At 70.5% G+C, this 22,100-nt stretch carries 21 protein-coding genes; 2 read left to right on the forward strand and 19 right to left on the reverse strand.

Annotated features, from left to right (window positions below; genetic code table 11):
- The first annotated feature begins 79 nt into the window (after positions 1–79).
- Positions 80–2,488, forward strand: coding sequence for a PAS domain-containing sensor histidine kinase (locus BrevBR_RS11815; protein WP_340001066.1), 2,409 nt, complete (start codon positions 80–82; stop codon positions 2,486–2,488).
- A gap of 1 nt (position 2,489) precedes the next feature.
- Here BrevBR_RS11815 and BrevBR_RS11820 read toward each other — a convergent pair whose 3' ends face one another.
- The 16 genes from BrevBR_RS11820 to BrevBR_RS11895 form a co-directional block, all read right to left on the reverse strand.
- Positions 2,490–2,993, reverse strand: coding sequence for a periplasmic heavy metal sensor (locus tag BrevBR_RS11820; RefSeq protein ID WP_340001067.1), 504 nt, complete (start codon positions 2,991–2,993; stop codon positions 2,490–2,492).
- Complete coding sequence (locus BrevBR_RS11825; RefSeq protein WP_332638669.1) at positions 2,990–3,418, reverse strand: hypothetical protein; 429 nt, start codon at positions 3,416–3,418, stop codon at positions 2,990–2,992. Before BrevBR_RS11825 ends, BrevBR_RS11820 begins: the two co-directional genes overlap by 4 nt.
- Before the next feature lie 5 nt (positions 3,419–3,423).
- Positions 3,424–3,987: an RNA polymerase sigma factor gene (locus BrevBR_RS11830; protein WP_332638670.1), complete on the reverse strand. Its 564-nt coding sequence runs from the start codon at positions 3,985–3,987 to the stop codon at positions 3,424–3,426.
- A gap of 66 nt (positions 3,988–4,053) precedes the next feature.
- Entirely contained in the window at positions 4,054–4,689 is a 636-nt protein-coding gene (locus BrevBR_RS11835; RefSeq protein ID WP_340001068.1) for an EF-hand domain-containing protein, read from the reverse strand.
- Positions 4,690–4,757: 68 nt separating this feature from the next.
- On the reverse strand, positions 4,758–7,646 hold the full coding sequence (locus tag BrevBR_RS11840) for a bifunctional [glutamine synthetase] adenylyltransferase/[glutamine synthetase]-adenylyl-L-tyrosine phosphorylase (RefSeq protein ID WP_340001069.1): 2,889 nt from the start codon (positions 7,644–7,646) through the stop codon (positions 4,758–4,760).
- Positions 7,643–9,046 (reverse strand): sensor histidine kinase, encoded by a 1,404-nt coding sequence (locus BrevBR_RS11845; protein ID WP_332638673.1) that lies wholly within the window; start codon positions 9,044–9,046, stop codon positions 7,643–7,645. The genes BrevBR_RS11840 and BrevBR_RS11845 overlap by 4 nt, the downstream gene beginning before the upstream one ends.
- 9 nt (positions 9,047–9,055) lie before the next feature.
- On the reverse strand, positions 9,056–9,727 hold the full coding sequence (locus BrevBR_RS11850) for a response regulator transcription factor (RefSeq protein WP_332638675.1): 672 nt from the start codon (positions 9,725–9,727) through the stop codon (positions 9,056–9,058).
- A 70-nt stretch (positions 9,728–9,797) separates the two neighbouring features.
- Complete coding sequence (locus tag BrevBR_RS11855; RefSeq protein WP_340001070.1) at positions 9,798–11,354, reverse strand: S1C family serine protease; 1,557 nt, start codon at positions 11,352–11,354, stop codon at positions 9,798–9,800.
- Positions 11,355–11,462: 108 nt separating this feature from the next.
- Positions 11,463–11,954, reverse strand: coding sequence for a cytochrome c-type biogenesis protein (locus BrevBR_RS11860; protein WP_340001071.1), 492 nt, complete (start codon positions 11,952–11,954; stop codon positions 11,463–11,465).
- Complete coding sequence (locus BrevBR_RS11865) at positions 11,951–13,936, reverse strand: heme lyase CcmF/NrfE family subunit (protein WP_340001072.1); 1,986 nt, start codon at positions 13,934–13,936, stop codon at positions 11,951–11,953. The genes BrevBR_RS11860 and BrevBR_RS11865 overlap by 4 nt, the downstream gene beginning before the upstream one ends.
- Positions 13,933–14,415 (reverse strand): cytochrome c maturation protein CcmE, encoded by a 483-nt coding sequence (ccmE, locus tag BrevBR_RS11870; RefSeq protein ID WP_340001073.1) that lies wholly within the window; start codon positions 14,413–14,415, stop codon positions 13,933–13,935. The genes BrevBR_RS11865 and ccmE overlap by 4 nt, the downstream gene beginning before the upstream one ends.
- Positions 14,412–15,236 carry a c-type cytochrome biogenesis protein CcmI gene (gene ccmI / locus BrevBR_RS11875; RefSeq protein ID WP_340001074.1) on the reverse strand — a complete coding sequence of 275 codons (825 nt, stop codon included), beginning with the start codon at positions 15,234–15,236 and terminating at the stop codon, positions 14,412–14,414. Before ccmI ends, ccmE begins: the two co-directional genes overlap by 4 nt.
- An 18-nt stretch (positions 15,237–15,254) precedes the next feature.
- Positions 15,255–16,610 carry a hypothetical protein gene (locus tag BrevBR_RS11880; protein WP_332638681.1) on the reverse strand — a complete coding sequence of 452 codons (1,356 nt, stop codon included), beginning with the start codon at positions 16,608–16,610 and terminating at the stop codon, positions 15,255–15,257.
- Positions 16,611–16,693: 83 nt separating this feature from the next.
- Entirely contained in the window at positions 16,694–18,142 is a 1,449-nt protein-coding gene (locus BrevBR_RS11885) for a sensor histidine kinase (protein WP_332638682.1), read from the reverse strand.
- On the reverse strand, positions 18,139–18,819 hold the full coding sequence (locus BrevBR_RS11890; RefSeq protein WP_332638683.1) for a response regulator transcription factor: 681 nt from the start codon (positions 18,817–18,819) through the stop codon (positions 18,139–18,141). Before BrevBR_RS11890 ends, BrevBR_RS11885 begins: the two co-directional genes overlap by 4 nt.
- Positions 18,820–19,107 carry a hypothetical protein gene (locus tag BrevBR_RS11895; RefSeq protein ID WP_332638684.1) on the reverse strand — a complete coding sequence of 96 codons (288 nt, stop codon included), beginning with the start codon at positions 19,105–19,107 and terminating at the stop codon, positions 18,820–18,822.
- Between the two features lie 250 nt (positions 19,108–19,357).
- Here BrevBR_RS11895 and BrevBR_RS11900 point away from each other — a divergent pair, with 250 nt between their 5' ends.
- Positions 19,358–19,762: a hypothetical protein gene (locus BrevBR_RS11900; protein WP_332638685.1), complete on the forward strand. Its 405-nt coding sequence runs from the start codon at positions 19,358–19,360 to the stop codon at positions 19,760–19,762.
- On the opposite strand, the gene BrevBR_RS11905 is transcribed toward BrevBR_RS11900, so the two are convergent.
- Genes BrevBR_RS11905 through thiD form a run of 3 tightly spaced genes read right to left on the reverse strand, consistent with a single transcriptional unit; the run spans position 19,759 to position 22,021 of the window.
- Complete coding sequence (locus BrevBR_RS11905) at positions 19,759–20,640, reverse strand: PhzF family phenazine biosynthesis protein (protein WP_340001075.1); 882 nt, start codon at positions 20,638–20,640, stop codon at positions 19,759–19,761. The genes BrevBR_RS11900 and BrevBR_RS11905 overlap by 4 nt on opposite strands.
- A complete protein-coding gene (locus BrevBR_RS11910) occupies positions 20,640–21,221 on the reverse strand; it encodes a nucleotidyltransferase family protein (RefSeq protein ID WP_332638687.1) in 582 nt (193 codons plus the stop codon). The genes BrevBR_RS11905 and BrevBR_RS11910 overlap by 1 nt, the downstream gene beginning before the upstream one ends.
- Positions 21,218–22,021: a bifunctional hydroxymethylpyrimidine kinase/phosphomethylpyrimidine kinase gene (gene thiD / locus BrevBR_RS11915; RefSeq protein WP_340001076.1), complete on the reverse strand. Its 804-nt coding sequence runs from the start codon at positions 22,019–22,021 to the stop codon at positions 21,218–21,220. Before thiD ends, BrevBR_RS11910 begins: the two co-directional genes overlap by 4 nt.
- Positions 22,022–22,100: the final 79 nt, after the last annotated feature.

Below are 22,100 nucleotides of genomic sequence, written 5' to 3' on the forward strand. Positions count from 1 at the left end.
TTCGGAAGCAAGGCTCGACAGGAATCCGCGACGCAGCCTAGATTCCTCTGATCGACGTCGATTTCTCGGGGAGAGCGCCTTGCGGGGCAACGAGCGCCGCATAACCAGCGAGGGGCGGCGTGCGGTAGACCGGCGCAAGGGCCCGCCGTCGTGGGTGCGCATCGCCCTTCTGACGGTCACCCTGGCCGTCGCGGCCTATGTGCTGCTGTTCGCTCGCGAGATGGCCCGGCCGGGCCAGGAGGCGGACGCCCTGCGTCTGAGCGCAGTCGACCGCGAAGCCCGCCTTCTGGCCCTCGATCTGGAAACCCGGATCGCCCCGGTTCAGGCCGCCGTCCGCGCCGCGGCCGCCGGGACCGAGTCCCCGTCCGTCATGCTGCAACGCGCCCGCGCCGCCGCCCCGGACGCGGCCTTCGCCGTTCTGGACGGGATCGGACGGCCCGTGGCGACCACGGGCGGAGACGCCCGCCAGTTCGCCGCCGCGCCTGGCCGCCCCCGACTGACAGCGGACGGCCGGGCCATACTGATCACCCGCCCCCTGACCGGCGGAGGCCGACTGGTCGGGCGGGCGCCGCTGCCGTCGCTGGCGCCGCAGGACGGCATCGATCGCACGGTCCTGTCGGCGCCCGACACGGTCCTGATCGGCGTCCGCACGACGGCCGCGACCCTCGGCCTGTCGGCCGCCCCGGTGGCGGCCAACGGTCAGGGCGTCACCCTGCGCGACGAGGGGCACGCCATTCGCCGCACCGGCGCCGCGGTGGGGGACACCGGCCTGATCGGCGTGGCCTCGACGCCGATCACCGTGGGCGCCGACGCCCTGCTGGACGATGTCTGGGTGCTGACCGCGCCGGTCGGCATCGGGGCGTTCGTGGTTCTGCTGGCCCTGCTGCTGCAACGCCGGCAGCAGGGCATCACCCAGGTCTGGGCGGCCTCGGAACAGCGGTTCCGCGGCGCCGTGGAGGCGGCGCGATGCGGCGTCTGGGAATGGGACACGGACAGCGAGACGGTCACCATCTCGGAATACATGGCCCAGCTGATGGGGCTGGAGAGGGGCGTCGTCACGACCGATGAGCTGATGGCCCGCATCCATCCGCGCTATCATGAGGCGGTGCTGCACGCCCTGCGGCAGGCCCAGACGTTCGGCACCTTCGACGTCAGTTTCCCGGTGGCCGACGCCCAGGGCAGGGCGCGCTGGATCGACGCGCGCGGCCAGGCCCGGGGCGACCGGGGCGACGAGGGCTTCACCAGCGTGCTGGGCGTGGCGCTGGACACGACCGAGGCGCGCCGCGCCAAAGCCCAGGCCCAGGCCGCCGAGAGCCGGCTGCGCGACGGGATCGAGAGCGTGTCCGACGCCTTCGTCCTGTTCGACAAACAGGGCCGGCTGATCCTGTCCAACCAGGCCTTCCAGGACGCCTTCGGTTTCGAGGAAGGCGTGGTCCGGCGGGGCGCCTTCAAACAGGATCTGAACCGGATCGCCGCCCTCGCCATCACTTCGGACCAGCCCGCGGCCGGTGGCCGGGTCGGCGCGCGCGAGATCGAGCTGAACGACGGCCGCTGGCTGCAGTTGGTCGAACGCTTCACCTCGGACGGCGGTTCGGTTGTAACGGCCGCGGACATCACCGCCATCAAGCGCAAGGAGGCGGAGCGCCAGCGGGCCACCGAACGGCTGCACATCACCATCACGGAACTGGAGGACCGCGAGGAGCGTCTGTCGCTGCTGGCGCGCAAGTATGAGGTGGCCATGACCCGGGCCGAGGCGGCGAACCAGGCCAAGTCCGAATTCCTGGCCAATATGAGCCATGAGTTGCGGACGCCGCTCAACGCCATCAACGGCTTCTCGGAGATCATGGCCGGCGAGATGTTCGGCCCGCTGGGCGACGCCCGGTACAAGGGCTACGCCGCCGACATCCTGAAGTCGGGCCAGCATCTGCTGAGCCTGATCAACGACATCCTCGACATGGCCAAGATCGAGGCCGGCAAGCTGACGCTGCACTACGAGGCGGTGTCGCTGAAGGAGGTGGTCGAGGACGCGACGCGGCTGATGCGCGGCAAGATCCAGGAGGCCGGGCTGAACCTGCTGGTCGACGCGCCCGAGATGCCCGAGATCGACGCCGATTACCGCGGCCTGAAACAGGTCGTGCTGAACCTGATCTCGAACGCGGTGAAGTTCACGCCCGAGGGCGGCGACATCGTCGTGGCCCTGTCGCGCGAGGACGACGACCGCGTGCGGGTGGCGGTGACCGACACCGGCATCGGCATCGCGGAAAAAGACCTGGAGCGGCTGGCGCGGCCGTTCGAACAGGTCGAGGGCCAGCACTCCAAGACCACCCAGGGCACCGGCCTGGGTCTGGCGCTGACCAAGTCGCTGATCGAACTGCACGGCGGGGAACTGACCATCGCCAGCGAGCCCGGACGCGGCACCACTGTGGGCTTCGTCCTGCCGATCCGGCGGCCCGACGGGGCGAGGACCGAACAGGCTCGCGCCGCCTGAGTCATCCGTTCGTCGACGGCGGACCTTTCTTTTCATTGTCCCCGCGAGCCACGACGCGCCCCCGACGCGTCAGGATTTCCGACAAAGCCTTTCGATCGGCCGTTTCCAGCGTGTCCAGCACAGCGACGGCGTCCGCCTCCAGCCGGGCGCGGCCCCTCAATTCGGCTTCACGGGATTGAGCGAGCAGGCTCGCGACACGCTCGCTGTCGAAGGTGTCGGAGGAGGCGATACGCACGGCCTCGCGCCGCTTCTGGCGTGCTTCCTCAAAATCGGGACGACCAGCCAGGGCCGAGGCGCGCAGGGTGGCGCGCACCCGGTCGCGGACGGCAGGATCCAGTTGGCCGATCAGCAGCATGGGCGAGCTCGTGCGCGGAGGCCGATGCTGGGCCTCAACCCGCCTTTCGACCTGGGCGCGGGTGACGAGCAGGGTTGCGCCCGCGGCGATGGCGAACAGGTTCAGCGCCACTGAAGCGGCCAGGGCGACTTTCAGGGTCTGCGACGTCATCCCAGCACCTCGGTGTCATCCACCCCCATCAGCGACGCCTGGTAGAGTATGGCGTCGGCCTGGGCGTCGGCGGTCAGATGAGTGGTGAGCATGACGCCGGCGGCCACGCCCGCACAGGCCGCCACGGCCCAGCCAGCGCCGAACGCCAGAGCCAGCCGGTCCAGCCAGCGACGACCTTCGCGCCGCGCCTTCAGACCCGCCTCGGCGGCCGAGGCGATCACCCGGTCGCGCAGGGCCATGGAGGGCTGGGCGGCGCGTGACAGATGCAGCAGGGCGTCAATCGCGTCCGCCTCGGCCAGGGCGGCGCGTACGACTGCGGGCTCGGCGGCGACGAAGGCCTGGGCCGCCGCGCGTTCGCTCTCCGGCCAGCGGCGCGCGTCGGCGCCGTAAGCCGCGATCAGTGCGAGAAACCGTTCCAACGTCATCACGCTCAAACTCCTTCAGCTCCCGGCCGCATATCGGCCAGGGCCAGTCTCAATGCCCGCCGTCCGCGCGACAGCAGGCTTTCCAGCGCATCGACGCTGACCTCCATCAGGGCCGCGGCCTCGATATTGGTCAGGTCCTGATAATGGCACAGAACCACCGCCTCGCGCTGACGATCGGGCAAATGCGCCAACGCCGCGTTTACGCGGATCCCCACGTCCGCCGCCATCAGGCCCCGATCGGGCGACGGGCCCTCGTCGGGCCGGTCCGGCGGCGCCTCGGTCGGAACCTCCCGCCGCCGGCGCAGCCGGTCGTAGCAGAGGTTCAGACCCACCCGGTGCAGCCAGGTGTCGAATTTGGCCTGCCCCGGCTTCCAGCGGGGGGCCTGTTTCCAGGCCCTGAACATGGCCTCCTGCGCCACGTCCTCGGCCTCGACGGCGTCGCCCAGCATGCGTTGGGCGAGGGCCAGCATCCGCGGCAGCTTGCGCGCCACCATGGCCTGAATGGCCGCGGGGTCGCCCTGACCCACGCGGCGCACCAGATCCTCGTCGGGGTCGGCGATCAACGCCAATCAGGCCCACTCCCGTTACTCGCGAAAGGGCCGTTCGGTCCTGGACCGTCGCCCCGCCCATCATCCTTACTCCGAAGCGGGCGCCGGAGGCGACGCCTGCCTTTGCGCCTGACGGGCCGCGCGGCGTTCCGTCATGCGTTCGCGGCGCTGTTCGCGGAACGCCCGCATTCCCGCCTGACGTTCGGCGACCGTGATAAAGCCGTCCCGGTCGGCGTCCAGCCGGGTGAAGGCCTGTTCGGCCTTGCCCTGAACCTCGGCGATCGAGACCGGGCCGCGGGCCGCCATACGCTGGCCGCGATGGGCCATGCGTCCGCCGCCGCGGTGCGTGCGAGCCGCGCGTTGCGGTCGGGCGTCAGGCGAGCGCCGGGCGTCGAACTCGGCGCGGCTGATGGCGCCGTCGCGGTCGGCGTCCAGACGCTGGAAGCGGGCGTCGGCGCGTTCGGCAGAGCGGGCCTGGAAGGCCGCGCGCATTTCCTCCGGCGCCACGGAGCCGTCGCGGTCGGCGTCGGCGGCGTTCAGGCGTCCCACGCGCCGGCCGACGAACTCGGCCTGGCTGATGCGGCCGTCGCCGTCGGCGTCGGCTCGCAGGGCGTGAGGCGCCCGGACTTGGGCTTGCGGGGCCGGAGCCTGCTGGGCCATGACGCCGCCGCCTGCGGCGAGGGTAAGGGCGGCGAGGGCGCCGGCCAGAAGGGTTTTTCTCATCAGATGATCTCCATGGCCGCCCGATGCGGCCGCTTCGTCCCTGTCAGGAGACTCAAACGGCGGCCGGATCAGTCTCCGTCGCGGAGGGCCGGGAGAGCGTTTTCGAAGGCGGCCCGCGACGCCGTCCGGATTTCGGCCAGATACGTCTTCAGGGTCTCGAAATCGGCCACCCCCGCCGCCTCGGCGAGACGGAGGCGGAAGCCCTCGGGCTCCTGATCCGGGTCCGGCTTGTCGTCGAAGGCGGCGCTGAGGATCTGGTTCAGCGCCTGCTGCAGCCGCCATGCCGAAGCGAGCGCGGGTTCATCCGACAGGGCCTCCAGCGTCGACACGGTCAGCAGCCCGCCCGACGGCGCGGCCGTCAGTTGCCGGACCTGGGCGACGAATTCGGCGTCCACCTGCCCCCCGGGCGCCAGCTTCAGGTCCCACTCGCCCTGCCCCGGCCGCTCGCGGGCCATCAGATCGCGCATGCGTCGGGCGTCGGCCGCCACGTTCACGCCGGGCCGGGGCCGGCGCAGAATGGCCTCGATGGCCGCCTGCGTCCGCGCGCCGAAGGCGGGATCGTCAGTCCAGACCACCCGGGCCCGGGTCAGGGCCATGAACTCCCAGGTGTCGGCCTCGTCGGCGTAATAATCCTGAACCGCATCCAGCCGCAGCGACACCGGTCCCTTGGCCGCGCCGGGCCTCAGCCGCATGTCGACCTCGTACAGTCCGCCCTCGGCCGTATGCGCCGACAGCGCCGCGATCAGCCGCTGTGTGAAGCGGGAATAGAAGACGCCCGCCGCCCAGCCCTTGCCGTCCGACACGGCGTCGGCGGGGGCGTCGTAGACGGTCATCAGATCGAGATCAGAGCTGGCCGTCATCTCGCGCGAACCGGCCTTGCCGAGGGCGATCACGGCGACTGCGCCTCCCGGCAAGGCGCCGCCCTGACGAACGGCTTCGGACACGGCGGCCGGCGCAAGGGCGGCGATGACGGCGTCGGCCACGGCGGTATAGGCCCGGCCCGCGGCCTCGGGGTCGGCGCGGCCGCTGAGAGTCTGGACGCCGATCCGGAACATCTGTTCGCGGTGCATCCGTCGCGCCACGTTCAGGGCGGATTCGAAGTCGGTGGCTGTGGCGGCGTCAGCCATCAGCTGTTCGACGACGCCGGAATCCTCGTCGATGACGCGGGCGAAGCGGGCGTCCAGCATGCTGTCCAGCGCCGCCGGATAGCGCCCCAGGGTGCGGGCCAGACGCGGCGCGAAGGCCATCACCCCCAGCACCTGCTCGAACAGTCGTGGCTGGGCGAGAAACAGGGCCTGAACCTGCACCCCGGCGCTGAGCCCGGCGAAGAAGACCGCGAACCGGCGGAAGGCCGCGTCGGCCGCGCCGGTGTCGGCCAACGCCGTCAGCAGGCGCGGAGCCAGACGGGTGAACAGTTCGCGCCCGCGCGCCGACCGGGTCGCCGGAATGCGGCCGTGGTGCCAGCTGCGGATCGTGTCGGCCACGCCCGCCGGTTCGGCGAACCCCATCCGCTCGAGGGTCAGCAGGGTCTCCGGGTCGTTCTCCACCCCCGTGAAGACGAGGGAGCCATAGGGCGACGACAACGCCTCCTCGCCCTCGAACAGTTCGCCATAGCGGCGGTTGACCCCGACCAGCAACGCCTCGACCCGGGCGTCGAAGGCGGCCAGATCCGCCTCCCCCGCCAGCGCCGCGACCGCCGCGCGGCGGAGGGGGTCGACCGGCAGGGCGTGGGTCTGTTCGTCGTCGAGCATCTGGACCCGGTGTTCCAGACCCCGAAGAGTTGCGTAGGCGTCGGTCAGTTCGGCGCAGGCCTCGGCGCTGACGTGGCCGGCGTCGCGCAGCAGGGCCAGCGCCTCGACCGTGCGGGGGCTCCGCAGCGCGGGATCGCGGCCGCCGAGGATCAGCTGCTGGGTCTGGACGAAGAATTCGATCTCGCGGATGCCGCCGCGGCCCAGCTTCAGATTGGCTCCGGCCGCGTCCAGGCCCTCGCCCGTCTTGTGGACGTGGATCTGGCGTTTGATCGACTGGATGTCGAGGATGGCCGGGAAGTCGAGGCTGCGGCGCCAGATGAAGGGCTGAAGCGCCTGGAGGAAGGCGCGCCCTGCGTCGATGTCCCCCAGCATGGCCCGGGCCTTGATGAAGGCCGCCCGCTCCCAGTTCTGACCGACGCCTTCGTAGTAGGACAGGGCGAAGGGCACGGCGACCACAGGCGGGGTGGAGGACGGATCGGGTCGCAGCCGCAGGTCGACGCGGAAGACATAGCCGTCGCCGGTCCGCTCCTGCATCAGCGTCGACAGGGAATGGGCGATGCGGTCGAGGAATTTCTGCGGCTCGACGCCCTCGGCCAGGGCGCTCTCCAGCGCCTCGGGCTCCCAGAACAGGCTTATGTCGATGTCCGAGGAATAGTTGAGCTCGAAGGCGCCGTGCTTGCCCATGGCGAGGCCGAACAGGCCGGGGATCGGGCCGCGCGGATCGTCGGAGGCCGAAATCAGCTTGCCCCGTTCGCGCTGGTCGTGGGCCACGGCGCCCAGGGCGGCCTGGGTGGAGGCGTCTGCGAAACGGCTGAGGGCGGATGTGACGCCGTCGAGGTCCCAGACGCCGCCGAGATCGCACAGGGCGGTCAGCAGATGGAGTTCGCCCTTGAGCCGCCGCAGGGGCGCCCGGATGTCGTCGGCGCCGCCGGTCAGAGCCTCGGCGGCCGCGAGAATCCCCGACAGGCGTTGCTCGGGCCCCTCCTCAAGCATCCCGCGGAGTCGCTCGGGCCAGCGGCGGGCGAGGCCGAACAGATAGGGCGAGGCGGCGAACACAGGCGCCAGAGCCGGCCATGCGGCCTGCAGGGTGGAAGTCCAGCCGCCGTCCGCCGCGGCCTCGCTCAGGCGTTCCTGCGCGCGGGCGGCGGCGGCTGCGTCGACCAGGGGCCCGCAGGCGCTCAGGCGCGGGCCCAGAGGCGCGGTCATTCCGCCGCCGGCAGAACCAGCGCCACCCGCAGGCCGGGCCCGAAGCCGCCATAGGCGCCGGGGCCCTCGTCCAGAATGATGCGCCCGCCGTGGGCCTCCATGACCGCCCCGACGAGGGACAGGCCGAGACCCGAACCGGCCTCGGTACGGCTGTTGTCCAGACGCACGAAGCGTTCGATGACCCGTTCGCGGTCCTCTTCAGGCACGCCGGGGCCGGTGTCTGTGACGGAGTATTCGATCTCGCCCGACGAGCGCCGGCGCGCGCGCAGCATCACCGCGCCGCCGGTCGGGGTGTATTTGATGGCGTTGTCGATGATGTTGGCCAGGGCCTGGGCCAGGAAGGGCTGGTTGCCCTGGACCATCAGGCCGCGCTCGATCTCGGCCGAGAACTCCAGCCCCTTGTCCTCGCTGGCCGGCTCGTAAAGCTCTGCCATGTCAGCGGCCAGATCGGCGGCGTCGAACACCTTCGGATCGGGCGTGCGGCCGGCGGCCGCCTGCAGCCGGGCGATGGCCAGGACTGTATTGAAGGTTTTCAGCAGGCTGTCGGCCTCGTCCAGCGCCAGTTGCACGGCGTCGACACCGTCGATCTTGCCCGCCTCGGCGTCCATCAAGGCCACCTCCAGCTTGGCCCGCATCCGCGTCAGGGGCGAGCGCAGGTCATGGGCGATGGCGTCGCCCGCGTGGCGGATCGAGGCCATGGAGGCCTCCAGCCGGTCCAGCATGGTGTTCAGGCCGGCGCCCAGTTCGTCCAGTTCATCGCCCGAGTTCCGGACGAGCGCTCGCGCCTTGAGGTCGCCCTCCTGCACGGCGGTGACCACCTTGCCGAGCCGGCCCATGGACCGTTCCAGATTGCGGCTGACCAGAACGCCTCCCGCGAGACCGAGCAGCAGAACGATGCCCATGGCCGCCCACAGGGCCTGGGTCAGACGCGCCAGATAGGCTTCGGTGTCGATGAGCGACGCCCCTACGAACAGCATCTCGCCGCCCGCCAGACGCACCTGGACGCCGCGCACCTGGGGCCGGACCACCGTCCCGTCGGGCAGGGTGTCGGTGAAGGGGAAGGTGATCCACTGACGGTTCCCCTCGAAGGTCTCGAAGGGAGAGATGCTGAGGCTGCCGGTGATCCGGGCCCCCGTCTTGTCCATCAGCAGATATTCGTAGCGGCCGGTCAGGGTGCGGTCGATCACCGCCATGTTCAGGGCGTCCAGCCCCCGCGCGTCATAGATGCCCGTCAGCACCTGCATCTCGCCGCGCACGTCGCGCTCGGCCTTGGTGCGGGCCGCCTCGGCCGAGGCGAAATAGACCCATGCCAGGATCGCGCTGGCCGCCGCCGCGAACAGGGCGAGGAACAGCAGCGTCAGCCGGAAGGGCGTGCGGCGAAGGAGGGAGGGAAGTTTCACGGGCGGCCGTCAGGGCTCCAGCCGGTAGCCCGCCCCGCGCACGGTCTGCAGCATGGCGTGATCGAAGCCCTTGTCGATCTTGGCGCGCAGGCGGCTGATGTGGACGTCGATGACGTTGGTCTGGGGGTCGAAATGATATTCCCAGACCTTCTCCAGCAGCATGGTGCGGGTCACCGACTGGCCGGCGTGGCGCATCAGGAACTCCAGCAGCTGGAATTCCCGCGGTTGCAGGTCGATCTCCTGACCGGCGCGATGCACCGAGCGGGAGATCAGGTTCATCTCCAGATCGCCGACCTTCAGCATGGTGGCGACCGAGCCGGTCTCGCGGCGGCGCGACAGGGCCTCCACGCGGGCGATCAGTTCGGAGAAGGCGTAGGGCTTGACCAGATAGTCGTCGGCGCCGGCCTTCAGACCCGTGACGCGGTCCTCGACCTCGCCGAGGGCGGACAGGAACAGCACCGGGGTCTGGTCCCCGTCCTTGCGCAGGGTCTCGACCATGCCGATGCCGTCGAGGCGGGGCATCATGCGATCGACGACATAGACGTCATAGCCGCCCTTCTGCGCCTCCAGCAGGCCGAAGGCGCCGTCCACAGCGTGGGTCGGCTCGTGACCGGCCTCGGTCAGGCCCCGGACCATTGCGGTCGCGGCCTCGGCGTCGTCCTCGACCACCAGAATACGCATGGAATCAGCCCCTCAGATGCGGAATCGCCGCCGATGTTAGCGCATCGGCGGCGATGGGGGCAGTTAAGGCTTATTCAGGTTTCGGAGGATCGAATGCGACGGGCACGCTGCCCTGATCCGGCGTCCAGACCACAAGGAAGACTTTCCGGTCCGCCCGGCGGGCGGCGGCGATGGCGGCCTCGAAATCGGCGGGCGTGCGAATCGCGCCAGTCGCCCCGTTGGTGATGACGAACCCGGGCCGGAACCGCAGTTCGCCCACCGTGTCCTGGCCCGTCACGACCAGGCCGTTGATATTGGCGGGAATCGAATACCGGCGGCGCAGAACCTCCGACATCGGCGCAACGGTCAGACCGCCCACCGACACGCCGGCGCCTTCCGGCGCTTCCCGGTCGGCGGTGTCCGGCGCGGCCGGGTCGGCGTCCAGTTCGGCCTGCGATGGTCTCGCGCCGGCGCGCACATTGACCGCCTGGAGGCGACCATCGCGCAGGACTTCAAGGCGGATGGTCTGACCCGGCTCGACCGAACCGATGCGGCGGGTCAGATCGTTGCGATCGCGAACCGGCTGACCGTTCATACGGGTGATGATGTCGTTGATCTGCAGGCCGGCCTTCTCGGCGGGGCCCCCGGGCGTGATCTGTCCAACCCAGGCCCCGGTGAAGGTCTCGCTCTGCCCCAGGGCCGCGATCTGCTCGCGAGTGAGATTCTGGATGCCGACGCCGACATAGCCGCGGGCGATGCTCTCGCCCCGCATCAGCCGGTCGGTGATCGGCTTGGCGACCGTGGCCGGAATGGCGAAGCCGATGCCGACCGAGCCGCCCGTCGGCGAATAGATGGCCGAGTTCACGCCGATGACGCGGCCGTAGATGTCGAAGGTCGGACCGCCCGAGTTGCCCCGGTTGATGGCGGCGTCGATCTGAAGGTAGTCGGTGTAGGGCGTGTTGCTGTCGATGTCGCCGCGACCGCTGGCCGAGACGATGCCCGCCGTGGCGGTGCCGCCGAGGCCGAAGGGATTGCCGACGGCGATGACCCAGTCGCCCACGCGGGGCTGGGCCGTCTCCTCGAAATTAACGAAGGGGAAGTCGCTCCCCTCGACCTTGATCACGGCCAGATCGGTCGCTTCGTCGCGGCCCACCAGACGGGCCTCGAGTTCGCGGCCGTCGGCCAGCTTGACCATGATCTCGGTCGCTTCGGCGACAACGTGGTTGTTGGTGACGATGAAGCCGTTGGCGGCGATGAAGAAGCCGGAGCCGGCGCCCATCGCCGTTGCGCCGCCTTCTCCATCCTCGCCGTCCTCGCCTTCCGGAACCCGCCCGTTGGGGTTCGGGATGGCGAAAGGCGTTCCCGGAATCTGGATCATGCCGGGCTGACGGGGGATCCGCGTCTTGACGTCGATCTGCACCACCGCGGGCGCGACCTGGGCGAAAATGTCGGCGAAGCTGAGGGGCGCGCCCTGCGGCGGCGCGAAGGCCAGACCGGCTCCGCCCGCGTTCGGGGCGAGACGGCCGCTGACGCCGGCGACAGGGCCGGCTGCGGCGGTCGGCCAGTCGATCACCCCGCCCGCGGTGGCGGCGGCGGCGAAGGCCAGGCCGGCGACAGCCCCCAGCATGAATTCCTTGCGTTTCATCATGGAGTTCTTTGCGATCCTTTCGGGCGCGGCGACGCCCGTTTCGACAATGAATATAGGACGGTGAACTTTTTCACCAACGCATCGCGCGATGATAGATCCCGCCGGACGTCAGTCGTCAGACCGCTTTGCGTCAGGATCGCGGCGATCCGCTTCAGAGGCGAGAATATCGGCCAGACGGGCCTCCTCGTCGGCCGAAAGCGCCGGTGTTTCGTCGCGGCGGCGGCGCGACAGGGCGAAAAGGCCGATCCCGACCGCCGCCAGCGCCGCCAGAGGTCCGAACCACAGCAGCCAGGTCCCGGCGCGCACCGGCGGCTTGAACAGAACGAAATCGCCGTAGCGCCGCACCAGATCCTCGCGGACCTGGGCGTCGGTGCGGCCCGCGGCGATCTCGTCGCGCACCAGCCGGCGCATGTCGGCGGCGATGCCGGCGGGACTGTCGGCGATGGCCTCGTGCTGACAGACGACGCAGCGGATGCCGTCGAACAGGACCTGGGCGCGGGCCTCCTGGGCGGCGTCCGGCAGGGGCCGGTCGGGTGCGGGCGGGGGTTCGGCGGCCATCAGGCCGACGGCGGCCAGGGCGATGAGCAGCGCGCGCTTCATGCCGCCGCCCCGCGCTTGCCGACGCCGAGTCTCAGCCGCCTGTCCAGCAGGGACAGGAGCCCCGCCAGAGCCATGAGGCCGGGACCGAGGAAGATCAGCCGCGCCCAGGGATTCCACCAGACGCGCACGCTCCAGGCCGGGGCGCCCGCGGCGGTCTGGCCTCGCTCGCCCAGCACGACATAGACGTCGTCCAGACCCCGGAAATCCAGCCCGACCTCGGTCGTGGTCTGGCCGCCTGCAGGGAAGAACCGGCGCTCGGCCGTGACGACACGCGCCGCGCCGCCGTCGCGCAGGGAGACCGTCAGCTTGCCGCTCTCGGCCAGATAGTTGGGGCCCTCGATAACGCGGACGTCGTCCAGCCGAACGCTGTAGCGCCCGGCGGTCACGGACTCGCCGACGGCCACCGTCCGCGCCGCCTCGACGCGATAGCCGGTCTCGACCACGGCCCCGAGAACGAACACGCCCAGGCCGGCGTGGGCCAGGACCGTGCCCCAGGCGCCCAGCGGCAGGCCGCCGGCGCGGCGCAGGCTCTCAGGAAGCCCTACGCGGAACAGCCGGATCCGTTCGGCGATCTCGGCCAGGGCGCCGAGCACCAGCCATCCGCCCAGGCCGATCCCGGCCGCAGAGAGAGCCTTGCGCGGTTCGAACGCCATCCAGCCCGCCAGTGCGATCAGAAGAGCCAGTCCGGCGGCGACGGCCAGACGCTGGCCCACGCCTTTCAGATCGCCGCGCTTCCACGCCAGCAGCGGCCCGGCGGGCAGGATCAGGAAGGCGACGGCCATCAGGGGGACGAAGGTCAGGGCGAAATAGGGCGGGCCGACCGAGATGGTCGCGCCGTTCGCCGCCTCGAGGATCAGCGGATAGAGGGTGCCCAGCAGGACCGTCGCGCAGGCGGCGGTCAGGAACAGGTTGTTCAGCACCAGCGCGCCCTCGCGGCTGACCGGCGCGAACTGGCCCCCGCCCGTCAGGCGCGGCGCCCGCCAGGCGAACAGAGCGAAGGCCGCGCCCGCGGTGACGCCGAGGATGGCCAGCAGCATCAGGCCCCGCTCGGGATCGACGGCGAAGGCGTGGACGCTGGTCAGCACGCCCGAGCGCACGAGGAAGGCCCCCAGCATGGAGAAGGTGAAGGCCAGCAGCGCCAGGAAGGTCGTCCAGCCCGCCAGGGCGCCGCGGCGCTCGGTGACCACCGCGCTGTGCAGCAGGGCGGCGCCGGCCAGCCACGGCATGAAGCTGGCGTTCTCGACCGGGTCCCAGAACCACCAGCCGCCCCAGCCCAGCTCATAGTAGGCCCAGAAGGCGCCGAGGGTGATGCCGACGGTCAGGAGGGCCCAGCTGGCCAGGGCCCATGGCCGGACCCAACGGCCCCATGCGGGCCAGAAGCTGGCGTTGGCGCGGCCCTCGATCAGGGCGGCGACGGCGAGCGAAAAACAGACCGAAAACCCGACGTAGCCGGCGTAGAGGAACGGCGGATGGAAGGCCAGGGCCGGATCCTGCAGTAGCGGGTTCAACGACGCGCCCTGGAAGGGCGCCGGGTTCAGCCGCTCGAACGGGTTGGAGGTGAAGACGGCGAAAGCGAGGAACAGCACGCCCAGCGACCCTTGGGTCGCTATCGCCGAGGTCTTCAATCCGAACGGCAGGTTGCGCGCCCGCGCCAACGCCGCCCCGAACACCGTCAGGACCAGGCACCACAGGACCAGCGAGCCTTCATGACTGCCCCACGCGGCGGCCACCTTGTAGAGCATCGGCTTGTCGGTGTGGCTGTTGGCCGCGACATTGGCCACCGAGAAGTCCGACACGGCGAAGGCGACGATCAGCGCCCCGAAGGCGACCGCGACGGCCCCCGCCGCAGCGATGGCCGCGCCCTGGGCCGCGCCTGCCAGAACCGGACTGCGGCGCATCCGGCCGGCGGCGGCCATGACGGTCTGCAGCACTGACAGGACCAGCGCGAGGACGAGGGCGAAGGCGCCCGTTTCGACGATCATGAGCGCGGGGCCCCCGCCACCGAACTGGCCTCGGGCCGCCATTCGCCCTTGGCCTTCAGACGGTCGGCCACTTCGCGGGGCATGTAGTTCTCATCGTGCTTGGCCAGGACCTGGGTGGCGCGGAACGAGCGGTCGGGCAGGAAGGCGCCCTGCGCCACCACCCCCTGCCCTTCGCGGAACAGGTCGGGCAGGTCGCCGCGATAGACGACGCGCGTGACGGCGACATTGTCGGTGACCGAAAAGACGACCTCTCCTCCGGTCCCGCGTTTCACGCTGCCCGCCTCGACCAGACCGCCGAGGCGGACGACGCGGCCGGCCGGGGCCTTGGCCTCGGTGGCTTCCGACGGGGAGAAGAAAAAGGTGACGCTGTCGCGCATGGCGTACAGCGACAGGCCGACGGCCAGGGCCAGAACCGGGGCCACTGCCGCGAAGACCCACAGACGGCGCCGCGCCTTTGGCGATTTCGGAAGCCAGCTCACGCGCCCGTCTCCATGGTCGTCAGCCGTCGCTCCAGATCGATCCGGCGCGGATCGGAAGGATCCAGCATCGCGATCAGGGGCGTCCACATGGCCCGCACGGTCACGCGGTCGCCGCGGGCCATCGCCGCTTCGCCGAGGAAGTAGCGCGCGCCCAGTTGGCCGGGATCCCGGCGAAGGGCCTGTACGAAGGCCGCCTCGGCGTCGCCATCGATCTTGCCGCCATTGGCCCGGACCAGACTTTCGCCCAACCGCGCCCAGCTCCGGGCGTCGTCCGGTTGCAAGGCCAGGGCGCGGCGGAAGGCGGAGGCCGCGCCGATCGGATCCCCGGCCTCGAACCGGGCGGAGCCCAGCATGGTCAAGGCCTGATGATCCTCGGGCCGTTCGCGCACGACGCGGGCCGCCACCGCTGCGATCTGCGGCGCCTCAAGCCGGTCGAGGTCGGTCATCCACGCGTCCACGCGACGCTCGAAAGCCTGATCTGGCAGCCCCGCCGTTCCGGCGACGGCGTAGAGGCCCAGCGTCGCGGCCGCCGCGGCCCCGACCCCGGCCAGCACCAGGAACCGGTCGTTCCGACCCGCCCGGACAGGGATGGTTTCGCGTTCCGCCGCCAGAATGCGCCGTCCCGCCTCGGCGCGGGCGGCGGTCCAGCCGGCCTCATCCAGCAGGCCTCGGGTCTTCAGCCGGTCCAGTTCAGCCAGTTCGGCGGCCGCGGTCAGGCCGGCGACGCCCGCGCCCTCGTCGGCGCCGCGCCGCGCGCCGGCCAGCACCAGCAGGCCGGCAAGCGTCGTGATCAGGGCCGAAAGGATCCAGAAAATCGTCATGGCCTGCGCTGTAGCCGATCAGGCGGCCCGCGACGAGGCCTCGCCCACGCCGGAGGGCCCTGCGGCGACCGCGGCCCGACGCCGCACCGTGCGGGCGGCCTCGGCCGCGGCGATCAGATCCAGGCACTGGGCCGTGAACGCGACGATCTTCATGGCCCGGGCCTCGTCGGGCGCCTCGCCGTCATTGATCATGCGCAGGACCTGATCGGCATAGTCGGTCAGCCGGGCGGTCAGGGCCTCGACAAGGGCCTTCCGGTCGGCCTCGCACCCGAAAGTCGAGGCCGGTCCCCGAACCGACCCCACGAGCCGCAGCAGGCTGCGCGCGGCCAGAACGACGTCGCCGTCGATCGGCGCGTCAAGCTGCGGAGCGTTTCGCGTCATGCGGCCGCTCGTCTGGACGCGCTCCCAGGGCAGGGCCTGATCCACGGCCTTGTCGGCGGCTCGCAGAAGGCCGGATAACCGTCCGGCGATCAGTACGCGGCCGTCGCGCACGGACTTGCCCCAGACGCTTTGCGGATTGAGCGTCAGCGTCACGTCCAGTTCGCCCAGCACATTGGCGCACCAGGTCAGGTCGGCCATGACCTCCTTGACCTGGGCGATATCGGCGGCGGGCTTGAAGGCGGCGATCCGGGCCGCGCGCAGGTTAACGCCGGCGATCAGACGGTCGACGAAGACGGCCAGTTCCGAGGCGCTGAGGAAGTCCTCCTGCTCGACCGCGGACGAGGTCTGGGTCAGGATGCGCAGGATCAGGACCGCGTCTTCCAGATGTGAGAACAGGATTTCCAGCACCCGCTGGGTCCCGTCCAGCCGGATGCCCGCGCAATCCTTGAGCAGCAGCCGCAGTTCGGCGACCTGGTCGCCGTCGGGACGTTTCAACCAGACCTCCAGCGACGGCAGGGCGCGCCGCGCCATGTGGGAGAGGTCGAGGCAGGCGGCCAGATCCTCAAGGCCGGTCAGCCGGTCGGGCTCGCTTCCGCCGGGCCAGATCAGGTCCGGCTTGTCGCGCACGATGGCGGCGGCGGCCAGACAGATGCGGTCGGCGACCATGACGGACGGCTCGTCTCCGTCGAGGCGGGTCAGCAGCTCGGGTTCGCGGGCGCTGGCGGCCTTCCACAGGCGCGCCAGAACCGTCGGCGGGAAGGTCAGGGCCTGAAGGCCGTCGGCGCGGGCGCGGAACATGGGAACCAGCGGCGCCATGACGAACTGGCGGCGCACGCGGTCCCGCTGCTCGTCCGCCAGCATCATGCGCAGTTCGGCCGCCCGGCCGCCCGGCAGGGGGGCGACGGCGGACGCCACGGTCCTGAGCATGGCGTCGGGGCACCGCTCCAACATGGCGGCGAGCGCGACCTTGTGGGCGACAGTCAGCCCCGACATTCAACATTCCCCGGGCCGGAAGACGCCCGGCCATCTCCCACAGTGCACGGGCAGGGTTAACAAGCATTATTCGGGAGGCGCTGTCAGGCCTCGGCGGCGGGCAGTTCCAGCAGCACTTTCAACCCGCCCAGATCGCTGTCCGCCAGGGTGATGCGGCCGCCATAGGCCCGCGTCAACTCGACCACGATCGACAGGCCCAGGCCCGAGCCCGGGGTGGTCTCGTCCATCCGCGCGCCGCGCTCGAGGGCCGCCTCGCGCTGTTCGGCGGGCAGGCCGGGACCGTCGTCCTCGACCACCACCACCATCTGCCCCAGGCCGGTCGGACCAGCCGAGATGCGGACGCGCCGCTTCGACCATTTGCAGGCGTTCTCGATCAGGTTTCCGAGGATTTCCTGCAGATCCTGCCGCTCGCCGCGGAAACCCAGTTCATCGGGCGCGCGCCAGTCGATCTCAACGCCCTTGGTCTCGAACACCCGCTCCAGCATGACCGCCAGTTCGTCCAGAACCTCGGCGACGGGCGTGCGTTCGCCCAGCAGCTGGGCCCGGGCGGCGGCGCGGGCGCGGCGCAAATGGTGGTCGACCTGGGCCTTCATCAGCTCGGTCTGTTTGCGCACCATGTCAGGCAAGTCGCCGGACTGCGTCCCGGCTTCGGCCAGCATGACCGACAGCGGCGTTTTCAGCGCATGGGCCAGATTGCCCACATGGGTTCGCTGGCGCTCGACCGTTTCCTGATTGTGGTCCAGCAGCCGATTGACCTGTTCGGCCAAGGGCTGGATCTCGACCGGATAGCTGCGGGCGATGCGGGCGATGCGGCCCTTGCGCACGTCGGCGATCTCGTTGCGCAGGGCGAACAGCGGACGCAGACCGATCTGGACCTGCAGGAAGACGGCGATGACCAGACCCGCGCCGAGGATCAGCAGGGCGCTCCAGGTTACCGTCGCGAACTGTCGGGTGTCGTTGTCGATATTGGTCCGGTCCACCGCCGCCATGAAGACCAGGGGCTCGCTGCGCCCCGGCAGCGACTTCAGACTGGCGGCGACGCGCAGGGGCTGACGCAAGGGCGGACGAAGGAAGCCCGGATCGTTGTAGCTGATGATCGTGCCCGTGGCGGCGCGAAGCCGGCCGGGCAGGTCGTGCGGCACGGCCAGCCGCTCGCCCGCCAGCGAGGGCGATCCGGCGATGAAGCGCAGGCCGTTCGGGCCATCCAGTTCGGCGACCGCCCAGTATTCGCCGGACAGGGCGCGGTTCGTCTGGGCGTCCTGGATTTCGGCCACCACGACGCCGTCGGGCGTGGCGTTGGTGGCGACCACCACCTCGTCGATGGTGTCGGCCAGCATATTGCCGAGCCGACGCAGCGCCGATTCCTGATACTGGGTGGTCAGGGTCCAGCCGGTCAGGACCAGGGCTATGACGATCCAGGCCGAGGCCAGCCAGATCAGCCGCCGCGTCAGACTGTGCCCGGGGCGACCGAACCAGCGGCCCCAGGTCCGGGCGGCTTCCGGAGCCGCGTCGCCCCCCGCCCCGTCGGTCACGCCGCCTCTGACTCCCCGGCCAGCGGCGTCAGGCGGTAGCCGAGGCCGCGCACGGTCTCGATCCGGTCGGAGCCGATCTTCTTGCGCAGGCGTCCGACGAAGACCTCGATGGTGTTGGAGTCGCGGTCAAAGTCCTGATCGTACAGGTGCTCGACCAGCTCGGTGCGGCTGATGACCCGGCCCTGATGCATCATCAGATAGTGCAGCAGCCGGTATTCCAGCGAGGTCAGACGCAGGGGCTCGCCGTTGACAGTGGCCCGGGCCGCGCGGGGATCCAGCCGCAGGCCGCCGCATGACAAGGTGGCCGAGGCGATTCCGGCCGAACGCCGCAGCAGGGCCCGCAGACGGGCCAGCAGCTCCTCGGTGTGGAAGGGTTTGGTCAGATAGTCGTCGGCGCCGGCGTCAAAGCCCGACACCTTGTCCGACCAGGCGCCGCGCGCCGTCAGGATCAGCACCGGCGTGGTTCTGCCGTCGCGGCGCCAGCGCTCCAGCACCGAGACGCCGTCGATCTTGGGCAGGCCAAGGTCCAGCACCACGACGTCATAGGGTTCGGTGTCGCCGAGAAAATGCGCCTCCTCGCCGTCCGCGGCGTGATCCACGGCATAGCCGGCGTCGCCCAGGGCCAGTTTCAGCTGACGCGACAGATCAACGTCGTCTTCGACAAGCAGGACGCGCATTCAGCGTTCTCCGATGACGCGGCCGGTGCGGCCGTCAACCATGATGTCGGCGATCCGGCCGCCGGGATACTCCCAGCGCACCACAATGGTTCCGCCACGATCGCTGGCGCCGAGGAAACGGCCGGGACGGCCCGACGAGGCGCGCTGCACGGCCTCGCCGATGCTGACGCGGGGGCGGTCTTCCTGTTGCTGGCGCTCGGGGCGCGGACCACGGTCCTGCGCAACCGCCTGCGACAGGGGCGCGGCGGCGATCAGGGCGGCGAGTCCTATGGCGGAAAAGCGGATCATGGGTCGAGGTCTAGGCTCCAGCCTCTGAACGCGGGCTGAACGGCCAGCATAGACATGTTTTACGATTCCGCGCCGCCTCTCTCGCGCGTGCACCGCCGACCCCCAAGGGCAGGCCGGATGCGGCTTACCGCGATTTCACGCCGATGAACGGCAGCTGACGCAAACCGTTCAGACGAGGCTCACACGGTGAATGGTTATTTCGTCTCAACGCCGGCCCCCCGGTCAGCGTGAACCGCCAAGGAGACGACAGATGAAAAAGTTCCTCATCCCCGCCATCGCCCTGGCCGCGGCCTCCGTCGCGGTCCCCGCCATGGCCCAGAACTACGGCCCGCAGGAGCGCGGCCGCTACGAGCAAGACTACCGCGGTGATCGCGGCGACCGGTACGAGCGGGACCACCGCGGCGGCTGGCAGTCGATCTCCCAGCGCAAATACCAGCTGGACCGCCGCATCGACGTCGGCCTGCGCAACGGCCAGCTGAGCCGCCGCGAGGCCCTGCGCCTCAAGACCGAGCTGAATGCGCTCGTTCGTCTTGAGTACAGCTACAGGCGCGGCGGGCTGAGCGCCCGTGAACGCGCCGAGCTGGACCGTCGCTACGATCGTCTGTCGGCCCAGGTCCGGGCCGAACGTCGCGACCGTGACGGTCGCCGCTACTAGGACCTGATCTTCCTCCCGAAGATCCGAGGGGCGCGATCCGGAAGGGTCGCGCCCCTTTCCTGTGCGGTGACCCGCAACCGGCTCTCGATGACGGTGGTCGCCTGCCCGCGAAGCAGGACGCGGTCGCCGCGCACCTCGGTCTCGATGTCGCCGCCACGGCCCGGAAACACCTGCCGGAAGCGCACGACCGGACCGCCCAGCTTGTCGGCGTACAGCGGCCCCAGGATGCAGTGAGCCGATCCCGTCGCCGGATCCTCGTCCACGCCGCAGCCCGGCGCGAAGAACCGGTCGACCACCTCCACGTCGTCGGATGAGTCGGCGGGGGCGCAGACAATCACCTGCCCCGTCTCGCCGGCCTCGCCCCGTATTGAGGCGAGGGCGCGGATATCCGGGGCCACGGCCAGCACAGCTGCGGCGTCGGCGAGCACCGCGACCAGATAGCGGCCGGCCCAGACTTCAACGGGCTCGACGCCCAGCGCCCCTGTCAGACCGGCTGGGGCTGTCGCGCAGCGGCGCGGCGGATCAGCCGGAAAGTCCATCTCGTATCCCGCGGCCATGCGGCTGACGATCAGCGGGCCCGAGCGGCTGTCGAAGGTCACCGCCCCGGCCTCAAGTCCCAGTTCGGCCAGCAACACATGGGCCGCAGCCAGGGTGGCGTGGCCGCACAGATCGACCTCCATACCCGGCGTGAACCAGCGCAGGCTGAACCGGGCCGGATCGGCCGTCCTGAGCAGGAAGGCGGTTTCGGCCTGATTGTTCTCCTTCGCCAGAGCCTGCATCCAGCCGTCGGACGGCCACCGGTCGAACGGCTCGACGACGCAGGCGGGATTGCCCTTGAAGGGCCCGGAGGCGAAGGCGTCGACGATCCACTGGCGCATCAGGTTCCCTCCGGCTCGATGACCTGCAGTTCCGGCCAGCGCACCCGCGCCCGCTCGATCACCCGCGGCCAGTCCCTGGCCACGCCGCGGTTCGGATTGGGCCGCAGCGTGAGGGCGAAGATGTCGTCCAGCCCGAGCGGCGCGGCCACGCTGATGGCGTCATCCTTTTCCAGCCGCACCCCCACGGCGAAGGCGGGGGATACGAACCGTTCCAGCGCCTCGTCGGTGCTGGACAGCGGGTCGTAGGGCTCGCCGAAATGGGCGGGGAACCAGATCGGGACCCGGGCCTGGTTGCGCACCTCGACCATGCTGCGGAATGGCTCGTCGAAGGCCGCCGCGACGCGTTTGATGATGACGTCCTCGGCGTCCCAGCTGGTGTCGGGATCGAAATAGCCGACGTCATAGTCGCGCACGCCATAGCCGGCGGGCCGACCCGTCAGGGCGTTCCAGACGCTCTGGTAGACGGCGCCCGAGAATATCCGCCAGTCCGGCAGGTCCTGATCCCGTACGCCCTTCAGCACATGCATCAGACCGGGATCGGCGCGGACAATCTCCACCAGCCGTGCTTCAAGATCGCTCATTGGTCGCCCCTCAGCGGCCAGCCATGGTCCAGCGGACCATGTCCGCGGCCCAGCCCGGGCGCGCGGCGGATCGCCTCGGCGACATAGGCCCAGCCCTCGGCCACGGCGGCCTCGAGCGCCAGACCCTTCGCCAGTCCCGCCGCGCAGGCGCTGGCCAGGGTGCAGCCGGTGCCGTGGGTGTGGCGGGTGTCGACACGGGGGCCTTCCAGCAGGGTCTCGCCCGTCGGCGTGACCAGGACGTCGACGACCGTCTCTCCCGGAATATGCCCGCCCTTCATCAGCACCGCCTGTGCGCCGAGGCCGAGCAGGAACTCCCCGGCCCGGCGCTGACCGTCCAGATCGGCGACATAGAGGCCGGTCAGGGCCTCGGCTTCGGGCGCGTTGGGGGTCAGCAGGGCCGCGCGGGGGATCATCAGCGACCTGACCGCCGAGACGGCGTCGTCGGCCAGCAGGCTGTGCCCGCCCTTGGCGACCATGACCGGGTCGACGACCGCCGGGGCGCCGCAGCTGTCCAGAATGGCGGCGACCCTTTCCACGACCTCGCGGGAGCCCAGCATGCCCGTCTTGATCGCATCGGCGCCGATATCGTCCAGCACGGCCCTCGCCTGGGCCTCCATCAGGTCCAGCGGCAGCGGATGGACGCCGTGGACGCCCAAGGTGTTCTGCACCGTGATCGCGGTGATCGCGGTCGCCGCATAGCCGCCCATGACGGTGACCGCCTTGATATCGGCCTGCACCCCCGCCCCGCCGCCCGAATCCGAGCCGGCGATGATCAGGACGCGTCCAAGGGGGGAAGTCATGGGCGCTGGATGACCAATCGCGACCGAAACGGCAAGCCGGATTGTATATTGTACTTTGTCTATATTGCCATTAAACGAT

Origin of the sequence: Brevundimonas sp. BR2-1, from assembly GCF_037626195.1 — a bacterium.
Classification (GTDB): domain Bacteria; phylum Pseudomonadota; class Alphaproteobacteria; order Caulobacterales; family Caulobacteraceae; genus Brevundimonas.

Bases quoted from the DNA above. Each gene is read 5' to 3' on its own strand.
- BrevBR_RS11860 (WP_340001071.1), bottom strand. From the start codon at position 11,954: ATGAAGCGCGCGCTGCTCATCGCCCTGGCCGCCGTCGGCCTGATGGCC.
- BrevBR_RS11840 (WP_340001069.1), bottom strand. From the start codon at position 7,646: ATGACCGCGCCTCTGGGCCCGCGCCTGAGCGCCTGCGGGCCCCTGGTC.
- BrevBR_RS11900 (WP_332638685.1), top strand. From the start codon at position 19,358: ATGAAAAAGTTCCTCATCCCCGCCATCGCCCTGGCCGCGGCCTCCGTC.
- BrevBR_RS11835 (WP_340001068.1), bottom strand. From the start codon at position 4,689: ATGAGAAAAACCCTTCTGGCCGGCGCCCTCGCCGCCCTTACCCTCGCC.
- BrevBR_RS11850 (WP_332638675.1), bottom strand. From the start codon at position 9,727: ATGCGTATTCTGGTGGTCGAGGACGACGCCGAGGCCGCGACCGCAATG.
- BrevBR_RS11895 (WP_332638684.1), bottom strand. From the start codon at position 19,107: ATGATCCGCTTTTCCGCCATAGGACTCGCCGCCCTGATCGCCGCCGCG.
- BrevBR_RS11855 (WP_340001070.1), bottom strand. From the start codon at position 11,354: ATGATGAAACGCAAGGAATTCATGCTGGGGGCTGTCGCCGGCCTGGCC.
- BrevBR_RS11825 (WP_332638669.1), bottom strand. From the start codon at position 3,418: ATGACGTTGGAACGGTTTCTCGCACTGATCGCGGCTTACGGCGCCGAC.
- BrevBR_RS11890 (WP_332638683.1), bottom strand. From the start codon at position 18,819: ATGCGCGTCCTGCTTGTCGAAGACGACGTTGATCTGTCGCGTCAGCTG.
- BrevBR_RS11820 (WP_340001067.1), bottom strand. From the start codon at position 2,993: ATGACGTCGCAGACCCTGAAAGTCGCCCTGGCCGCTTCAGTGGCGCTG.
- BrevBR_RS11865 (WP_340001072.1), bottom strand. From the start codon at position 13,936: ATGATCGTCGAAACGGGCGCCTTCGCCCTCGTCCTCGCGCTGGTCCTG.
- ccmI (WP_340001074.1), bottom strand. From the start codon at position 15,236: ATGACGATTTTCTGGATCCTTTCGGCCCTGATCACGACGCTTGCCGGC.
- BrevBR_RS11910 (WP_332638687.1), bottom strand. From the start codon at position 21,221: ATGAGCGATCTTGAAGCACGGCTGGTGGAGATTGTCCGCGCCGATCCC.
- BrevBR_RS11880 (WP_332638681.1), bottom strand. From the start codon at position 16,610: ATGTCGGGGCTGACTGTCGCCCACAAGGTCGCGCTCGCCGCCATGTTG.
- thiD (WP_340001076.1), bottom strand. From the start codon at position 22,021: ATGACTTCCCCCCTTGGACGCGTCCTGATCATCGCCGGCTCGGATTCG.
- BrevBR_RS11905 (WP_340001075.1), bottom strand. From the start codon at position 20,640: ATGCGCCAGTGGATCGTCGACGCCTTCGCCTCCGGGCCCTTCAAGGGC.